Consider the following 18554-nt stretch of genomic DNA (forward strand, 5'->3'; position numbering starts at 1 on the left):
GTCTTATGAGCAAATTCTTCGTATTGGTTTGTCTGGGCTTACTTAGTTTAAACGTATTGGCACAAGATACTTTGAAAATAAACGGACTTAAAAAGCCTGTCGAGATTATCAGAGACCAGTGGGGAATTGCACATATTTATGCACAAAACGAAGAAGACTTATTTTTTGCACAGGGATATTCTGCGGCCTATGACCGACTCTTTCAGTTTGAAATATGGCGCAGACAAGCCACTGGAACAGTAGCAGAAATATTGGGTGCTAAAGAAACTAAACGTGATATTGGCACAAGATTATTCAAATTCAGAGGGAACATTGAGCAGGAACTCAATCATTATCACCCTCGTAGTGCCATAATTATAAAAGCCTTTGTTAAAGGCATCAATGCTTATATCTCCGAAATACTCAAAACCCCTGAAAAACTCCCCTTCGAATTTAAGGTATTGAATATCAAACCCATGCTTTGGACGCCCGAAGTAGTAATCAGCCGTCATCAGGGTTTATTAAGCAATGTACAATCAGAACTGAATTATGGCAGATTAGTACAGCTATTAGGCGCCAAAAAAGTAAAAGACATACTGAACTTCCATCCGGGCGAGCCTGATATTGATTTGGATAAAAGTATTGATGGAAAATTGCTTTTCCAGAATATCCTCGAATTATATGATGCCTTCCGCAAGCCTTTAACTTTTAATAAAGAAGAAGTAAAAACCAGTTTTCTGGAAAATACCATTGACGATTCAAGATTTACAGGCTCCAATAACTGGGTGATTAGTGGTAAAATCTCACAGAGTGGTTTCCCTATGCTGGCGAATGACCCACATCGCGCGCAAAGTACCCCAGCCTTACGCTATTGGTGTCATCTGAATGCCCCTGGCTGGAATGTAGTAGGGGGTGGAGAGCCAACCATACCGGGTATTTCAATAGGTCATAATGCGTATGGTGTCTGGGGATTAACTATTTTTCAGACGGATAATGAGGATTTATACGTCTATGACGTAAACCCTGAAAATCCGAATCAGTATCGCTACAAAGGTGTTTGGGAGAATCTGAAAATGATTACAGATACCATTAAAGTGCTAAATGCCGAACCTGTCATTGTTCAGCTAAAATATACAAGACACGGGCCGGTAGTATTTGAAGATAGCAATAGCCGGAAATTATTTGCCGTAAGAGCAGGTTGGCTGGAGGTCGGTTGCTCGCCTTATCTGGCAAGTTTACGTATGAATCAGGCAAAAAATTGGGATGAGTTCAGAGAAGCTTGTAGCTTTAGCCGTATTCCTGGTGAGAATATGATTTGGGCAGATAGAAAAGGCAATATTGGCTGGCAGGCAGTAGGCATCTCACCTGTTCGCCCTAATTGGACGGGTTTAGTGCCAGTTTCAGGCGATGGGCGATACGAATGGGCTGGTTATCTCAACATTAAACAATTGCCAAATAAATCGAATCCCACCGAAAATTATATCATTACGGCTAACGATAATCTTACTCCTGAAAATTTTCCAAACCGCAATGCCATAGGTTGGGAATGGGCAAGTCCATATCGGGCACATCGCATTGAGGAGGTCCTGGGTAGTGGTAAACGACAAACCCTGACCGACTTCATGCAATTGCAGAACGATTATGTGTCTTTGCCTGCCAGAAACTTTGTGCCTCTTTTAAGTGGTGTTTCGTCTAAAGATAAAGACACCGAAAAAGCCAGAAAGCTATTATTAGATTGGGATTTTACTATGGAACCTGGTTCTATTCCGGCTACAGTCTATTTAGAGTGGAGAGAATTGATGGAGCAGGAATTAATTAAATTAATAGTGCCCGAAAATGCGCGTACGTACGTCAAATACCTCTCTACTATAAAAATGGTTGACTGGCTGGTTTCAGGCAGAAAAGAGTTTGGTAAGAATCCTATTGAAGGACGTAACGAATTTATCATTGCTTGTTTAGAGAAAGCAGTTGATACCATCAGGAAAAGGCTTGGCAATGATATGCACGATTGGCAATATGGGCAATTGAAGAACAAGCATATTTATATTACACACCCGATGAGTACGCTGGTTAATGCCGATATGAAAGAGAAAATCAACGTCGGGCCATTTATCAGAGGGGGTAATGGAGAAACGGTCAATAGCACAGGCGATAACCTGAATCAAGCCCATGGCGCGTCTTTCAGAATTATAGTAGATACAAAAGATTGGGATAGAACACTGGGTAACAATTCGCCCGGACAATCGGGTAATCCTGATAGCCCACACTACAAAGATCTGATAGAATTGTGGGCTAAAGGGCAATATTTTCCTGTCTATTTCTCCAAAGAGAAAATTAAAGATGTAGCAGAGCAAACAACGATTCTTAAACCTTAAGCATAAGGATTACTTACATTATTAGATTTACCGCTTATGGTTTTATGATGGAATGTCTTCACGGTGTCAACCGCGCCTTGTTTCAATAAAGTAGTATCATTGGCAGCCGTTACAAACCGGAATCCCATTTCTGACATTCTGATAGCAACCTCAGGAGATGGACATTGAATTCCGGCAATCAGGTTATTCTTGGCACAGGCATTCAAAACCTTATCAAAAGCATTTAATAATTCTACATCGTCAAAATCGCCCTGACGAGGACGTCTCATGGAAATGCTTAAATCCCAGGGGCCGATATAAAGACCAGTCATGGTAGGCGTTTTAGCAATATCTTCTACATTCTTCAAACCCTCAGCCGTTTCAATCATCGACATCGTCACAATTTCTTCCGTCGATTTTTCAAAATAGCCATCCCCACCATATACACTTGCTCTTACAGGCCCAAAACTTCTATAGCCATCTGGCACATACCGGCACGCCCCCACAAAACTTTCTGATTCTTCACGTGTATTAATCATGGGGCAGATAATTCCATAAGCACCCATATCCAACATTTTCATATGCGAGGCTGGGTCATTCCATTGAACCCTTACCAATGGAACCGTATCAGTCGTAGAAATCGCCTGAAACATGGTCAGGATAGTCATGTGATCGCTGGCCAGGCCATGTTGCGCATCAATCGTCATGGCATCAAAGCCCGAATGTGCTACTACCTCGGCCGTCCATGAAGAGGGTATCGTAACCCAGGCATTTACCACAGTTTTATCTTCTTTCCACAGTTGTTTCAATCGGTTTGGGCGCATTGGTCTTACAAGTTTTGGTGGTTGATATAGTATTTTGAATAATTTTATTCGTCTCTCATGCGCTCACGTGATACATCTCTTTCTTTAATTGTCTCACGCTTATCATAGAGCTTCTTTCCTTTGGCAAGTGCTATCTCTAATTTCGCTAAGCCACTGTCATTGATAAACAAACGGGTCGGTATCACTGTCAGACCTTTATCTGTTAGTTTATTGTCCAGACGCTTCAATTCTTTCTTTTTTAATAAGAGTTTTCTGTCGCGCAAAGGCTCGTGGTTATAGATGGTGCCTTGGTCGTATTTAGAGATATTCAGGTTCTTGACAAACAATTCTCCATCAACAAAAAAACAATAGGCATCTGTCATATTGAATTTATTCATCCGAATCGACTTAATTTCTGTTCCGGTCAATACCATTCCCGCATCATATTTCTCTAAAAAGAAATACTCAAACCCAGCCTTCTTGTTAAATACGTCAATCTTTTTTGCAATTTTTTCTTTCATAATGTATACTGTTGTATAGTGTATAAAGACTATACTCTGATATTAAACTTTTATAGAACAAACACACCAAATATCAGGGCCTGTTGTTAAAAGTTTTTAGAGGTACTCTTTATACAAATGTATAAATAAAAAAAATCCCTGCCTCAAAAATAGTGACAGGGATTCCGACTTACGTGCTTTCCTAATAATCCATGTATAAGCTCTATCTGGATTCGATTCCAATGAGAAGTTTCTAATGAAACCTCTCTGAGCAAACTTAAATAGTTTCGTGATACACTATTTTAATCCTCATTTTACGCATCTCACTCCTCAAAATGTGTACCGCTATTTAAAATTTGCGAATTTTACGGTTAAGTAGCGCAATTTATGATATAAAACATGAAAACGCAATTAAAATGAAAATTTTCTTACAATAACATTTAGGAAAATCGATTGTTTTAATGGTTTTTATGTTTTTATAACGTTCAAATTAACACGCCAAAACTATGCCAAGTTCCTTAGTTAATTTATTAAAAGGGTATATATTCTTATAAATTACTGATAGCCAGTTTATTAAATATTTTATTCCTTTTTTATCGGCATTTTTTAATCGGACGTAAATTTATTCAAAAAAAAATGTAATTTTTTTATTTTTTTTTGTTATATTTATATTCTTACCAAAAAAGACCGTAGTTTTTTGTGTAGGAACAAAGTATACAGAAAATAAGTCTGGTTTTTCTTCTCCATACCTGGCTTTTCTATACTGCTTTTGGTAAGCATTTCTATGAAGATAATCTGCTCAGAACGTGTAATTTATCGCAGAAACTTTTCATATAGATTAATAGTTATTTTATTTAGGATCAAAAATTTTAAAAATTGCTTAATTCACCCATTTTTTCTACTGCTAAGCATCAGGAAACGGCCATATTGGTTGGTCTGATTACGCAGAAACAAAACGCTGAGCGTACTTATGACTACCTCAACGAATTAAATTTTCTGGCTACAACAGCCGGAGTTGTTACTAAAAAAACATTTGTACAAAGATTGGATAGGGCCGACCAGAAGACGTTTGTCGGCAAGGGGAAACTAGAGGAGATAGAAACATGGATTATTGAAAATCCTGTTGATACTATTATTTTTGACGACGACCTAACGCCCTCTCAGGTACGTAACCTCGAAGCCGCGTTTAAGGATATAAAGATTCTTGACAGAAGTCTGTTGATTTTAAATATTTTCTCTCAACGCGCCAGAACCGACCAATCTAAACGACAGGTAGAGCTGGCCCAATACCAATATTTATTGCCTCGACTCACCCGTATGTGGACTCACTTGAGCCGCCAGAAAGGGGGGATTGGTATGCGTGGCCCTGGAGAGAAAGAGTTGGAAACTGATAAACGGATTGTGCAGGATAGAATCGCTTTCCTGAAAGATAAATTAGAGAAAATAGACAAACAAAGCGCCACCCGCCGCAAAGAACGTAGTCGTCTGGTGCGTGTAGCTTTAGTGGGTTATACCAACGTTGGGAAATCTACTTTGATGCGTCGTCTGGCGAAAACTGATGTATTTGCAGAAAATAAACTGTTTGCAACGATTGATTCTACCGTTAGAAAAGTAGTATTAGGAAACATTCCATTCTTATTGACAGATACCGTTGGGTTTATCAGAAAATTGCCTACTTCATTAATTGAGTCTTTCAAATCAACCTTAGACGAGATTCGTGAGGCTGATATACTCATTCACGTAGTAGATATTTCGCATCCGGCTTTTGAGGAGCAGATTGAAGTGGTAAACTCAACACTGGCAGAAATCGGGGCAGCTGAGAAATCTACTGTATTGGTATTTAATAAACTAGATTTGTTTAAACCCGAAACAGAAGAGAATCTTGATGAGCATCTGGAAACGGTAACAGAAGATGATTTGAAACGCAATCTTGAAAAACTGAAAAGAAGCTACCTGACCAAAAATACAGAAAATGTAGTTTTCATTTCGGCCGAACACAAAGAAAATATCGCTGAGCTGCGGGATATTTTATTAAATAAAGTTCAGGACAAACATTTCAAGATTTATCCAAACTGGGATCCTACTTTGAATCCATTGTATGAATGGCAGTAATTAATGATTAATACACAGCTTTAGTAACATCATTCAACCAAACTAAATAGTAAATATATATTTGGGCGAACTACTAGTTCGCCAAACAGTAAAATGGCAAAAAATAAACATCAATCATATTATGATCAGCAAAAGGCCGAGATTTTAGCTTTTTTGTCGGTCAATACCACACAACCTTATACGCTGCAAGACCTTTATCAACACTATGATGTACATAGCAAGCAAGAAAAAATGCTCTTTGGCATGGTGATAGAAGACTTGCTGCAAGAAGGTAAGATATATCAGGTAGAGAAAGGGAAATATACAGTCGACGCCGAAGCCAATGCAGTCATTGGCCGCCTCGACCATGTGAACCAACGTTTTGGATTTATCCGGCATGAAGAAGGCAAACCCGACATATGGGTAAGTGCCGATGACCTGAATGGCGCCATAGACGGAGACCTGGTAAAAGTGGCAACCTTCGGAGAATTCTACAGAAAAGGAGATAACCCGGAAGGAAAAGTAATCGAAATCCTTGAAAGAGGAAGAAGCGAAGTAGTGGGAAAAGTACAGGTTTTTGGGAACTACGCACTCGTAAAACCCGATCATAAAAGTCTTCATGAAGATATCTTTATTCCTAAAGACAAAATCAATGGAGCTACTAAAAATGATTTGGTTATTGTAAAAATCAATGCATATCCTACCAATACCCAACAAGCCGTTGGTGAAATAATCGAGATTTTAGGAAAAGCAGGAGAAAATAATGCTGAAATGCACGCCATTTTAGCTGAATTTGGCTTACCTATCCGATTCCCGAAAGAAATTGAGGAAGAAGCAGAGGCGATTTCTGAAAAGATTGAGGAGAGCGAAATCAAGAAAAGAAGAGATTTTAGGAATATTCTTACCTGTACCATTGACCCACATGATGCCAAAGACTTCGACGATGCCCTGAGTTTCAGAGAATTAGAAAATGGCAATTATGAAGTAGGGGTGCATATCGCCGACGTAACGCATTATGTGAAGTTAGGCACAAGATTAGAAGAAGAAGCATTAAATCGTGCCACATCGGTATATCTTGTAGATAGAACTATCCCGATGTTGCCGGAGAAATTATCGAATAATCTCTGTTCACTTCGCCCAAATGAGGATAAGTTGACTTTCTCGGCTGTTTTTGAAATGACCCATGATGGCCGGGTAGTGGGTGAGTGGTTCGGTCGTACGATTATCCATTCAGATAAACGATTTACTTACGAGGAAGCCCAGACAGTTTTAGAAATAGAAGAAGGGCAGATAGTGGTAGATGAAATAGCGCTGCAATACCTTAAACCTTTGCAAACGCTTAACCATCTGGCAAAAATCCTGAAAAAAGAACGCTTCCAGAAAGGAGCAATCAACTTCGAAACGAATGAAGTAAAATTCAAGCTGGATGCACAAGGGAAGCCACTCGGTGTAGAATTAAAGATAAGAAAAGACTCGCATAAACTGATTGAAGAGTTTATGCTATTGGCCAATAAAAAAGTAGCCGAATTTGTATTTAACTTAGGCAAAAAGAAAACCAAAGACGGCCAGGAACAAGAGAGTGGTAATACGATGGTCTATCGTACACACGAACCACCAAATCCTGAAAAACTCTTAAACTTTGCCAATTTTGCTGCGCGTTTAGGATTTACTATCAGAACCGATTCGGAGAAAGGCTTGTCTTCTACCATGAATAAGATGATGGAAGAAGTGGAAGGAACAGGCGTGCAGAATGTGTTGGAGCAATTAGCTGTAAGAACGATGTCTAAGGCTCGTTATACTACCGAACCTCTTGGGCACTTTGGCTTGGCTTTTGAGCATTATAGCCACTTTACCTCACCAATCCGTCGTTATCCTGATATGATGGCGCATCGCTTGTTGCAGAATTATCTGGATAAGAAAAAGGCTCCAAGTCTGGACGAATATGAAAAGAAAGCAAAGCATTCGTCAGACCGTGAGAAACTAGCTGCCGAAGCTGAGCGTGCTTCCATCAAATACAAGCAGGTCGAGTTTATGAGTATGCAAGACCATAATACGATTTTTGATGGGGTTGTAACAGGTGTAACCGATTTTGGAATTTTCGTTGAAATTACTTCAACCAGTTGTGAAGGTATGGTGCGATTAGCCGATTTGAATGACGATTTCTACGAATTGGATAAGGAGAATTACCGGATAGTAGGTAAACGCACCGGCCGTATCATTACTTTCGGCGAAGCTGTAAAAGTGAGAGTAAAAGCTACCGACATGGAGCGCCGAAGCATGGATTTAGAACTGGTAAGTGTGGGAGGAAAAGCCTATAAATCATCGTCAGGAATGGCCAATAAAGCCAAAGGGCGTGATGGAAGAGGCGGTTCATCAAGAAGTAATTCCAGAAGAGGTGATTCAGGAAGAGGTGACTCAAAAAGAAGTACAGGTAAAAGCTCAGATAAAAGTAGTTCTAACAAAGATAAAGGCAAACGTAGAAGAAGATAATGTTTTTTTCAAAGCGTGATATTCAGTTTAACCTATACGAAGTGCTTGATAGCGAAGCGCTTACCCAATACCCTTATTTTCAGGATCATAATCGCGAATCATTTGATATGGTCCTGGATGCTGCCCAGCAGATAGCAGAAAAAATGCTTTATCCGCTACTGACCGAGATGGACAGAAAAGAACCGCAACTAATAGAGGGCAAGATAAAGGTACATCCGGGTATGAAGCCAATCGTGAAGCAATTCGGACAGGATGGCTGGATAAACGCAGGTTTCTCCTATGAAGAAGGCGGACAGCAATTACCTGCTACTATTCTTAATGCAGCAGGTTTTATATTTCAAACCGCCAATTATTCAGCAAGCGTTTTCCCTTTTCTGACTACGGGAGCGGCTAACCTGATTCGCAGCTTTGGTTCACAGGATTTGATAGAAACTTTCACCCCAAAAATGTATTCCGGCGAATGGCAAGGTACGATGGCATTGACCGAACCCAATGCCGGAAGCTCATTATCTGATATTACAACTTCCGCTGAATCTACCGAAAAAGAAGGCATTTATAAGATTAAAGGACAAAAAATATTCATTTCTTGCGGAGACCATGATGCCTGCAACAATGTAGTGCATCTGATGTTAGCCAAAATCAAAGGAGGCCCTATAGGAGCAAAAGGCATATCTTTATTTGTTGTACCTCAACAAAGACCTGATTTAGGTGGTAAACTCTCATCCAATGATGTAATTACAGCAGGCGTTTATCATAAGATGGGCTATAAGGGAGCGCCGATTGCGCACCTGATGATGGGCTCAAACGATGATTGTGAAGGTTATCTCGTTGGCGAACCGCATAAGGGTTTGAACTATATGTTTCAGATGATGAATGAGGCCCGCATAGGTGTAGGTTTAAATGCAGTTTCTATCGGTACGGCAGCTTACCAAGCTTCTTTAGCTTATGCAAAAGAACGCCCACAAGGCAGAAAGATTTCAGAAAAAGACCCTGCCAAACCGCAAACCTCTATCATCAATCATGCGGATGTGAAGCGAATGTTGTTGTTTCAGAAAGCAGTTACGGAGGGTGCATTTTCATTGTTAATGTATGCCAGTAAACTGGCCGATATAGCCCATGTGGCAGAAGGTGAAACCAAAGAAAGAGCTCAGCTATTATTAGATTTGCTAACTCCAATAGCCAAATCGTATCCATCTGAAATGTGCTGTCTGTCCACCAGCGCAGCCGTTCAGATTTTAGGTGGGGCAGGCTATACTACTGATTTCCCGGTAGAACAATATTACCGAGAGGCACGCATTCACCCGATACATGAAGGTACAACGGGTATTCACGGGCTTGATTTATTGGGTAGAAAAATCACAATTCATCAAGGCAAAGCTGCACAGATATTCTTTGAAGAAGTTTCTAAAACATTGGCAGAAGCCAGTACTATAGATGAATTAAAACCTTTAGCTGAGCAATTACAAAAGACTTTAGGCAAAGCACAACAGCTTACAGGTCATTTGTTAGGCTTGGCGCAGAAAGGCGAAATTGAGAAATATCTGTCAGATGCTACCTTATATTTAGAGTTATTCGGCCTTATTACAATCGGTTGGCAATGGCTCATACAAGCCATTATTGCCCAACAAAATCTATCAGAGGCACATGATTCCGACCGTGATTTTTATCAGGGGAAACTCATGACTGCCCGCTATTTTTATGAATACGAATTAGTAAAAGCAGACTCACTCATGAAGCGTTTACTAAGCCCCGACCAGGTAACGATTGATATGCAAAGTGAATGGTTTTAGTATGTATGCGTGCGGCGTTCCGCATACACTTATCTACCCCTGCAAAGTATACAAATACAGCCCAAAAACCATCAATAAAAAATAACTTACCAAAGAAGCTGCACCAGCATAATCTTTAGCAATACGTTGTCCTGTAAAAAGAGATAGGATAGCTAATGCGGCTAATTCTAAGCCTAAAATAGCAAAATCTGCCTGTCCTTCTACAAAATAATAGATTCCTCCTAAGAAACTTACTATACCTGCTGATACTTCCAGAATAGTGATGACAATAAATAAGACAGAAGAAAAACTGCTCAGAAAGGTCTTGGCGAATACGCTTTGTATATAAGATTTATTGCCACTGAAATCAATCACTTTATCAAAACCGGATTGCAGAAAAAGAACACCGGCAAAAAGTGAGATGGCTACTTGTATTAATTTAAGGATGGTATGGTCGAAAATAGGGCTCATAGTATTTTAGTTTTTTGACAAATATAGAAAAAATATAAAATTGAAAAATATGGCAGAATAATATTTTGAAATTTATAATATTAAATCGTTTTTTGTAGAAATTTCAAAATAAAATTTGTCTGAATGGACTATTATATACCCTCTACCCAAAAAGAGTTTGAGCATATTGTTGGAGGCTTTCGCACCAAAATGCTCCCTGCAAAAGAATGGACGCATGAGGCGCATCTGATAACGGGCCTATGGCATGTAGCCGAACTAGGTTATGAAAATGCTTTAGCTGAAATGCGTTTGAATATTCCAACGTATAATGAGTCAGTAGGAGGGATGAATACAGATTCAAGTGGTTATCATGATACCATTACCCTTTTCTGGATATGGCTTTTAAATGAATTCTGGAATAGATATTCGGGCGAAGGACAATCATTTGAGCAAGTATGTAATCAGTTTCTGCAAAGTAAATACAGCGATAGAGGCAATGCTTTTATTTTTTATACAAAAGACTATCTCTTTACAAAAGAAGCCCGATTAGGTCTGGTAGAACCTGATATTCAGCCTTTAAATTTTGAAAAGATTTGAGTCCAGCGTGTCACCCCTCTACTCGACCTTAAACGGGGCGGCCGCCGCGCGGGGGGCACGCTTAAGCACTCAGACAAACTAAAAAATATACAAGAGTATAAAAATAACTGTGCCACGGCCAAACTCGAATGAGTATAACCGTGGCACTTTGTTAAGTCACTTTATAGTATCAATCCTTACAAACGAATCCCAAACATAATACTATTGCCATTCACAGGGTTGTTATCTTTAAACATAGGAGTCATTTGATAACGGGCAAATAAAGTAAAACTTTTGTGTCCTAACTCTGCTGCCAAACCATAGTGAAACTTATTCATATTATACGCACCGTGGTCACGTTTAGTACCGTTTTCACCTTTGGTTTTAGTATAACTATCAATTCTTGCTCCACCATACGCACCCAAGCCTAATATCCATTTGCTTTGTTTGAATCCAAATTGTAACATCACCGGAATATTGAAATTGGTAACCACTAATTTAGATTTTTGCAAGTCGTCTTTTACTTCAATAAAATCAGCACCTACAGTCTGGTTAGCTAAAGTGATGTTGTCTTTCAACATATAGTTATTCCAGGCAAATTCAAATCCCGTTCCCAAGGCTACATCTACTTGTTTACCAGTCAATAAGCGGTGATTTTTCTTCCAGCTTAAGGCAACATACCGAGATTTCCAGTTATCTAATTCAGGTAGGTTTTTGCTGTCGTAAGTATTCAAGCCTAAATATAAACCGAAGTCTCTGCGAGAAAACATATTGTATCTTCTTTCTTTTCTTTCGTAATGTTTCTCAGTGTAATCGCTGTTGTAATCTTTCTTTTCTGAAGTACCGAAGTGGTCTTCTTCTTGTGCTGATGCTCCGAAATTTACGGTCATAGCTACGGCTAATGCGGCAATTGTTTTTACAAGCGTTTTCATAATTGTAATCGTTAAAATGATCTGTTCTGATATATTTAGAAAAACTGCCGCGGAGTTTTTAAAAAGACTTTTTTTGTTGCTTTTCGTAAACAAGATGCAGAAAGCAACAACTAGGGTTGCGCAGAAATAAAAAAAAATTTGCAGGAATGATGAGTGGCTAAAACCGACAGACCAGCGGTATTATCAATTGATAGTAAAACTTGAAGAGTAAAATAGATTTGAAAACTTTTAATAATCGTCCCTCTGGAATTTGAAAAATATCCCGTCATAGGGATAGTATATTTCACCGAACGAATATAGTAAAATGTATTTAAACAAAATTCACCTCAGCATGTAGCTGAATACCGAATTTCTCTTTGATAGAATCCTGAATTTTTTGTGAGAGTTCTTTTATCTCATTGCCCTTACCACCGCCAAAATTAACCAGAACCAAAGCTTGCTTGGCGTGTACACCAATATCACCAAAGCGTTGACCTTTCCAACCGGCTTGCTCAATCAACCAACCTGCTGGTACTTTAACCATTTGCTCATTGACAGGATAGGAGGGAATAGTAGGGAATTGCTCTTTCAATAAATCAAATTGTGCTTTAGGTATTTCAGGATTTTTGAAGAAACTTCCCGCATTGCCAATTTCAGCAGGATTAGGTAATTTGCTCTGGCGGATACTAATAACGGCATCGCTGATGGCTTTGATACTTAGGTGCTCTATACCCATTTCAGCCAGAGTATCTTTAATCGCACCATATTCTACATGATAAACAGGTGTTTTGCTCAATTTGAAATTGACAGTAACAATCACATATTCGCCTTTTATGGTATGTTTAAAAATACTTTCCCGATACCCAAACTGACATTCGTCTTTGGTAAAGATTCTACTTTTGCCGGTTTTTATCTCAATCGCTTCAAGGCTTTCAAATACTTCTTTAATCTCTATTCCGTAGGCCCCGATGTTTTGCATGGGAGCAGCGCCTACTGTACCCGGTATCAATGACAAGTTCTCAACACCTGCATAACCATGATTGACACAATACATCACCAAATCATGCCATACTTCACCTGCACCAACTTTCAGCCAGATATTTTCGCCATCTTCTTTAAAGTTCTCTATTCCCTTAATCGCTATTTTTATCACAATTCCGTTAAAATCTTTAGTCAAAAGCAAATTGCTGCCGCCGCCTAAAATTAAACGTTCAATGCCTTGATAGTCTGGATTTTGGAGAATGTCTTGCAATTGCTCAATGCTTGATACTTCTACCAAGTATTTAGCAGTGGCATCTATTCCAAAAGTATTATAAGGTTTGAGCGATACGTTGGTTTGAACCGTCATTGAGAAGCAGATTATTAATTCAATATGCCACAAATTTAGTGTTTTTTGAATTAGTAAAGCTATTCCTTAAATAATAACTATGCGTTTACTGTATTTTTAGATGCTTGTGTAAAGTAATAAAATGCTCCGACAGTCAAGATTGCCATACTTGTTATCCATAACCAATACGCTACATTCAGGCTTTGAATCTGAGCCATGCACCCGTCTTCTGCCGCTAAAATTTCTTTAAAAGTAATAAAGTATAAAGCAAGTAAGAGGGCTATTGTTGAGAATATTCCGCTTAATCTCTTACACTTAAAGAACAGAATTAAGGCTATCAGATATAATGGATTAGCCAGCCACACAAACCGTTCTTTCTGCCCACCGCCAAGAATCACAATTCCACCAACCAGAAACAATGAGCCTCCATCATGTGTTTTTTGCCCGTTATAGTCCTGATAAGTAATAGCGGTTTGTGTAAGTGCGACCACAAATATTATCAGACTGATTAAAATTGTATATCGCTTTGTGGTTTTTAGATTTTCCAAAGCTATAATTGTTGAATGATTCGATAAAATATCCTACGGTATATCCTCAACAAATCTATTGTATAGAACAGGGACTTCATTTTAAACGAAGCTATTTTCGCCTTTAATTTTATCTAATGATTTTGTTAGAACTGATTTTTAATAAAAAATTTGAAAAAGTTAGTGTTTTGATAGTAAGGCATTTAGCTATTAAAAGGCTAGTAGATGAATAAAAAAACACCTTTCTCTTATTTGGCTCCTATTTTTTATGAGAAATATGCTATATTTGCATCATCTATTCAAGCTTACTCTAATGTGTTTGTTTTTTACAAACCATCATTTGACCCTATCTTTAAACTTTTATTGTTCTTCTACCACCTATCTTACTTTATCTAATTGTAAAGAATCAAAGGGTATTTTATTTTTAATAGATAATTTTTAACACATAATAGTCTGACTACCAATGTTTTGTGCTTTCTCGCCTGAGCCTGCTTTTTTTTGCTTCAAAAAAACTTTTGCACTTTTCCCATTTCAAACTACTTTTACGTAAAATTGAGAAAGCCACAGGTTTTACCTCATTTTGAGTATAAAAATTCTACTAATCATCTAATCAATGATATAATGAGCGTTTTAGTCAATAAAAATTCTAAAATAATTGTACAAGGTTTCACTGGCTCAGAAGGAACTTTCCACGCCGGACAAATGATTGAGTACGGTTCTAATGTTGTAGGTGGTGTAACGCCCGGAAAAGGTGGTCAACTACACTTAGACAAACCAGTATTCAACACGGTTGAACAAGCCGTATCAGCAACAGGAGCAGATGTTTCAATTATTTTTGTGCCACCGGCTTTCGCAGCAGATGCGATTATGGAAGCCGCTGATGGAGGTATCAAAGTAATCGTTTGTATTACAGAAGGTATCCCAACCAAAGATATGGTTGTGGCAAAATCTTATATCCAAGGCAAAAACGTTCGTTTGATTGGCCCTAACTGTCCGGGTATTATTACAGCCGAAGAATGTAAAGTAGGTATTATGCCGGGCTTTATCTTCAAAAAAGGAACAATCGGCGTTGTGTCAAAATCGGGTACCCTTACTTATGAAGCGGTAGACCAATTGACTAAAGCAGGTTTGGGACAAACAACGGCTATCGGAATCGGTGGTGACCCAATCATTGGTACTACAACCAAAGAAGCAGTTGAACTATTGATGAACGACCCTGAAACGGAAGGTATCGTAATGATTGGTGAGATTGGTGGTGGTATGGAAGCAGAAGCAGCCCATTGGATTAAAGAACACGGTACTAAACCCGTTGTAGGTTTCATTGCTGGCCAGACAGCCCCTAAAGGTCGTCGTATGGGTCATGCAGGAGCTATTATCGGTGGTGCAGATGATACTGCTGCCGCAAAAATGAAAATCATGGAAGAGTGTGGTATCCACGTAGTAGCTTCACCGGCTGATATTGGTGCTACAATGCTAAAAGCGCTTGGTAAAGCATAATTGAAAAAAAATTAATAGATGATAAAAGGTCAGATGTGAAAATCTGACCTTTTTTTGTTAATTTTGCGCAAAAATTCTGCTTAATAGATTGAAAAAGGGCCTTTATATACTTTTCCTGTTGGTTTCGTTTAACTCGTTTGCTGGAACTGTTGGTCCAAACGGAGGATATTACTTAGTTCATGATTATCATGACGACTGGCAGGTATATAACGACCGCATGAAGGCCTATGTGCCTTATATTGCCGAGCAGCACGTCAATTATCCTTCTCATACCGTCTTCTGCGACATTGAAAGTAACCGGGGATATAACCTGTTAGTACACGCACAAAAAGAAGATAACTTCCTGTTTATCAATGGTTCACTTCGTCAGAAGATCCCAGGTAATCAATGGATTGTATTAAATATCGATAGTCTGTATAAAGTATATGAGCAACCACAGATTTATATTACGCTTTATGGTTCGCCTAATATTGAAGATAAAAGACTATATCTGGGTTATAAACGCCAGTTGAATCAGAAGCCGATTGTTCTGGCCGAATCAAGCATTAAAGCCCAGCCTCGTACTCCCGCTCCTTATAAAAATTACTTTGTACTGGTATCGATGTTTATTCTGGTGATATTCACTTACTTATCAAACTCTTATGTAAGGGCCTTTGAGCGATACTATAACCTCCGCGATTTGCTCAATACGCTGGTGCGAGACCAGTCTTTCCTCATTAATAAGCCCCTGAGCCGCATGAACATCATGTTTATTGTGATGCTGGCCATGATTATGAGTTTCTTCTGTATGTTATTGCAGAGTAAGGGGATTTATGTGTTTGGCGCGAGAACATTCCTGCAAGAGGGTGAAACCCTGGGGGTATTGGCGTCTAATTATTTCAGAATATGCCTGGCGGTGTTCATGGCACTCATTTTTAAATATTTTTTTATTAGTCTTATCGGGCAATTATTTAATCTTGAAAAGGTAGTCGATCTGCACTATTTCAAAATCGTTCAGTCGTCTATTATTTTCTATACCTTCTTGGTAATAGTATTACTGGTTCTGTTTTTAGAGTATTTTCCGGTAGATTTCAATTGGACTGCCTACCTGTATACACCAATGATTTTATTCTATCTTATCAGATCCTTTATCCTGTATTTTACGATAAATAGAAGTGTACCTATACAAAGTCTATATTTAATTTCGTACCTTTGCATTGTAGAACTGTTACCGATTATACTTGGAATCAGATTCGCTATTTAATTATTAGGTAGATAATAGCCGATACTGTTGACTTAATTGTTGAAAATTAATATCAGAAATAAACTCTGTACTTGAAACCCCGCAATTTGGATGAGTGAAATGACAGATAAACTTCTTCAAGAACGCCTCCGTAAAGTTGAGAGCATTTTAGTAACCCAGGCAAGACCAACTGACGAAAAGTCTCCTTACTTTGAATTAGAAAAAAAATACAACCTCAAAGTAGATTTTCGTCCGTTTATTGAAGTTAAAGGCCTGGATCACCGTGACTTCCGTCGTCAAAAAGTGGATATTCTGGCACATACTGCTATTATCCTGACCAGCCGGAACGCAGTAGATAACTTTTTCAGAATAGCCAAAGAACTACGCATCGAAATACCGATTGATATGAAGTATTTCTGTATTTCGGAGCAAACGGCTAATTATTTACAGAAATATATAGTTATCAGAAAACGTAAAATCTTTGTAGGACAAAAAACAGCTGCTGACTTAGAAGCATTGATTCTGAAACATAAAAGCGAGAAATTCCTGTTTCCGTGTTCAAACATCAGAAGCAACGAGATTCCGAACCTGATGAATCGTAATGATCTTCACTTAACAGAAGCTATTATGTATGAAACTGTACCTGCTGATTTATCTGATTTGACAGAAGTTTTCTACGATATTATCTGTTTCTTTAGCCCATCAGGAATTACGTCTCTGGACGCCAACTTCCCGAACTGGCAACAAAACAATACCCGATTGGCAGCCTTCGGCCCAACAACCGCCAAAGCCATTAGGGATGCGGGCTATATTCTCGATATAGAAGCCCCACTGCCCAACGCTCCATCGATGACAGGGGCACTGGAACTCTACATCAAAAAAGCAAATCATCTTTCATAGAATTTATTAGGCTAAACCACAAGTTTAGCCTAATTTTTTACGTTATAATATTACAAATATTATTTTTGCTTATATTGCTCAAGGAAAAACAGAAGACCCCTGGCCTACTATGAAAAAATTTTACATTGTAATATTGTCTCTGACACTTTTTACAGCTACTGCTCAACAAGATACGCAATTTAGCCACTACTACTTTAATCAGCTATTCTTCAATCCGGCCACTGCTGGTTCAGAGAATGTTACGCGCTTTCAGGCTATCTACAGAACACAATATACGGGGTATCAAAGTACATTCGATGATGGAGGAGCACCGGTATCACAGGTAATATCTGCCAATGTACCTTTGAAGATGATAAAAAGCGGGGTAGGATTGACTTTTGTGAACGATAAAATTGGTGCCAGTATCCAAAGAGACTTAAAATTATCTTATGCTTATCATATTCCGGTAGGAGGGAGCCAGTTGGCCATTGGTGTAAACGGAGGACTTTTTACAAGAGGCATTGATTACGGACGTTTACGCCCAAGAGACGATAATGACCCTTTGTTAGGCACTGGTGTGATAAGCCAAACTAAGCTAGACTTAGGTGCAGGCGCTTATTTCTACAGTCCAACCTATTCAATAGGGCTTTCAGTCAATCACTTAAATGAACCTAAATATGGTCTGGCAACTGATGCAATTAAGGGAGCAACCAATGTTTTAGACCGCAGCGCCTACCTGACAGGTACGATGTTGTTCGGAGTATCGTATATGATTGATGTGAGCCCGATGTTCATGCTGAGTTCAAATCTGAGTAATATGAGTATTACAAGCTTTTCGGCAGGTGCTATTGCTACCTATGACAATACTTATTGGCTTGGCGCAAGCTATCGTGTGGGTGATGCCGTAACAGCACTTTTAGGGGCTAATATCTTGAATAATACATTAAGAATTGGCTACGCAATAGACGTAATCGTTGGCGGTGCACAGGCAAAAAGTGCTACAACCCATGAGGTCATGCTTAGCTATGCGTTAGCTCCGTTCAGGGCAGGGAAAAAATCAATCATCCGTACACCTAGATACAGATACTAATAAGAGCTGATTATCAGCTAAATTGGTATAGATGGCAGAAAATTGTTTATTATTTTTTAATGACAAATTTTTAACTGTTTTTTCAACAA

Annotated in this window: 15 protein-coding genes; 9 read left to right on the forward strand and 6 right to left on the reverse strand. The window is 38.8% G+C overall.

Going from position 1 to position 18554, the window contains the following annotated elements; translation table 11 throughout:
* The first annotated feature begins 5 nt into the window (after window positions 1–5).
* Complete coding sequence (locus ACYVFA_RS05100; RefSeq protein WP_460470724.1) at window positions 6–2354, forward strand: penicillin acylase family protein; 2349 nt, start codon at window positions 6–8, stop codon at window positions 2352–2354.
* Here the strand turns inward: ACYVFA_RS05100 and ACYVFA_RS05105 are convergent.
* Together ACYVFA_RS05105 and smpB are read right to left on the reverse strand one after the other, a co-directional pair.
* On the reverse strand, window positions 2351–3157 hold the full coding sequence (locus ACYVFA_RS05105) for an HpcH/HpaI aldolase family protein (RefSeq protein WP_460470725.1): 807 nt from the start codon (window positions 3155–3157) through the stop codon (window positions 2351–2353). The two genes, ACYVFA_RS05100 and ACYVFA_RS05105, sit on opposite strands and share 4 nt — an antisense overlap.
* Before the next feature lie 44 nt (window positions 3158–3201).
* On the reverse strand, window positions 3202–3657 hold the full coding sequence (gene smpB, locus ACYVFA_RS05110) for an SsrA-binding protein (protein ID WP_460470726.1): 456 nt from the start codon (window positions 3655–3657) through the stop codon (window positions 3202–3204).
* An 855-nt stretch (window positions 3658–4512) separates the two neighbouring features.
* On the opposite strand from smpB, the gene hflX reads away from it, so the two are divergent.
* The 3 genes from hflX to ACYVFA_RS05125 all read left to right on the forward strand — a co-directional run bounded on the left by hflX (window position 4513) and on the right by ACYVFA_RS05125 (window position 10007).
* On the forward strand, window positions 4513–5748 hold the full coding sequence (hflX, locus tag ACYVFA_RS05115; RefSeq protein ID WP_460470727.1) for an HflX GTPase family protein: 1236 nt from the start codon (window positions 4513–4515) through the stop codon (window positions 5746–5748).
* 93 nt (window positions 5749–5841) lie between these two features.
* Window positions 5842–8217: a ribonuclease R family protein gene (gene rnr / locus ACYVFA_RS05120; protein WP_460470728.1), complete on the forward strand. Its 2376-nt coding sequence runs from the start codon at window positions 5842–5844 to the stop codon at window positions 8215–8217.
* Window positions 8217–10007: an acyl-CoA dehydrogenase gene (locus ACYVFA_RS05125; RefSeq protein ID WP_460470729.1), complete on the forward strand. Its 1791-nt coding sequence runs from the start codon at window positions 8217–8219 to the stop codon at window positions 10005–10007. The genes rnr and ACYVFA_RS05125 overlap by 1 nt, the downstream gene beginning before the upstream one ends.
* A gap of 33 nt (window positions 10008–10040) precedes the next feature.
* Here ACYVFA_RS05125 and ACYVFA_RS05130 read toward each other — a convergent pair whose 3' ends face one another.
* The gene (locus tag ACYVFA_RS05130) at window positions 10041–10457 is read right to left on the reverse strand and encodes a DoxX family protein (RefSeq protein WP_460470730.1); all 417 of its coding nucleotides are present in this window, start codon (window positions 10455–10457) and stop codon (window positions 10041–10043) included.
* A gap of 123 nt (window positions 10458–10580) precedes the next feature.
* Here ACYVFA_RS05130 and ACYVFA_RS05135 point away from each other — a divergent pair, with 123 nt between their 5' ends.
* Complete coding sequence (locus ACYVFA_RS05135) at window positions 10581–11033, forward strand: hypothetical protein (RefSeq protein ID WP_460470731.1); 453 nt, start codon at window positions 10581–10583, stop codon at window positions 11031–11033.
* A gap of 176 nt (window positions 11034–11209) precedes the next feature.
* Here the strand turns inward: ACYVFA_RS05135 and ACYVFA_RS05140 are convergent, their stop codons facing one another.
* The 3 genes from ACYVFA_RS05140 to ACYVFA_RS05150 all read right to left on the reverse strand — a co-directional run bounded on the left by ACYVFA_RS05140 (window position 11210) and on the right by ACYVFA_RS05150 (window position 13798).
* Entirely contained in the window at window positions 11210–11944 is a 735-nt protein-coding gene (locus ACYVFA_RS05140; protein ID WP_460470732.1) for a porin family protein, read from the reverse strand.
* A 310-nt stretch (window positions 11945–12254) separates the two neighbouring features.
* Complete coding sequence (gene murB, locus ACYVFA_RS05145; protein WP_460470733.1) at window positions 12255–13271, reverse strand: UDP-N-acetylmuramate dehydrogenase; 1017 nt, start codon at window positions 13269–13271, stop codon at window positions 12255–12257.
* Window positions 13272–13348: 77 nt separating this feature from the next.
* Window positions 13349–13798 (reverse strand): hypothetical protein, encoded by a 450-nt coding sequence (locus ACYVFA_RS05150; RefSeq protein ID WP_460470734.1) that lies wholly within the window; start codon window positions 13796–13798, stop codon window positions 13349–13351.
* A gap of 600 nt (window positions 13799–14398) precedes the next feature.
* On the opposite strand from ACYVFA_RS05150, the gene sucD reads away from it, so the two are divergent.
* The 4 genes from sucD (at window position 14399) to ACYVFA_RS05170 (ending at window position 18465) form a co-directional block, all read left to right on the forward strand.
* Window positions 14399–15274 carry a succinate--CoA ligase subunit alpha gene (gene sucD / locus ACYVFA_RS05155; RefSeq protein WP_460470735.1) on the forward strand — a complete coding sequence of 292 codons (876 nt, stop codon included), beginning with the start codon at window positions 14399–14401 and terminating at the stop codon, window positions 15272–15274.
* Between the two features lie 88 nt (window positions 15275–15362).
* Window positions 15363–16517: a DUF4271 domain-containing protein gene (locus ACYVFA_RS05160; protein WP_460470736.1), complete on the forward strand. Its 1155-nt coding sequence runs from the start codon at window positions 15363–15365 to the stop codon at window positions 16515–16517.
* 90 nt (window positions 16518–16607) lie between these two features.
* Window positions 16608–17396 carry a uroporphyrinogen-III synthase gene (locus ACYVFA_RS05165; RefSeq protein WP_460470737.1) on the forward strand — a complete coding sequence of 263 codons (789 nt, stop codon included), beginning with the start codon at window positions 16608–16610 and terminating at the stop codon, window positions 17394–17396.
* Window positions 17397–17505: 109 nt separating this feature from the next.
* Window positions 17506–18465, forward strand: coding sequence for a PorP/SprF family type IX secretion system membrane protein (locus tag ACYVFA_RS05170; RefSeq protein ID WP_460470738.1), 960 nt, complete (start codon window positions 17506–17508; stop codon window positions 18463–18465).
* Window positions 18466–18554: the final 89 nt, after the last annotated feature.

This window comes from Emticicia fontis (assembly GCF_054779675.1).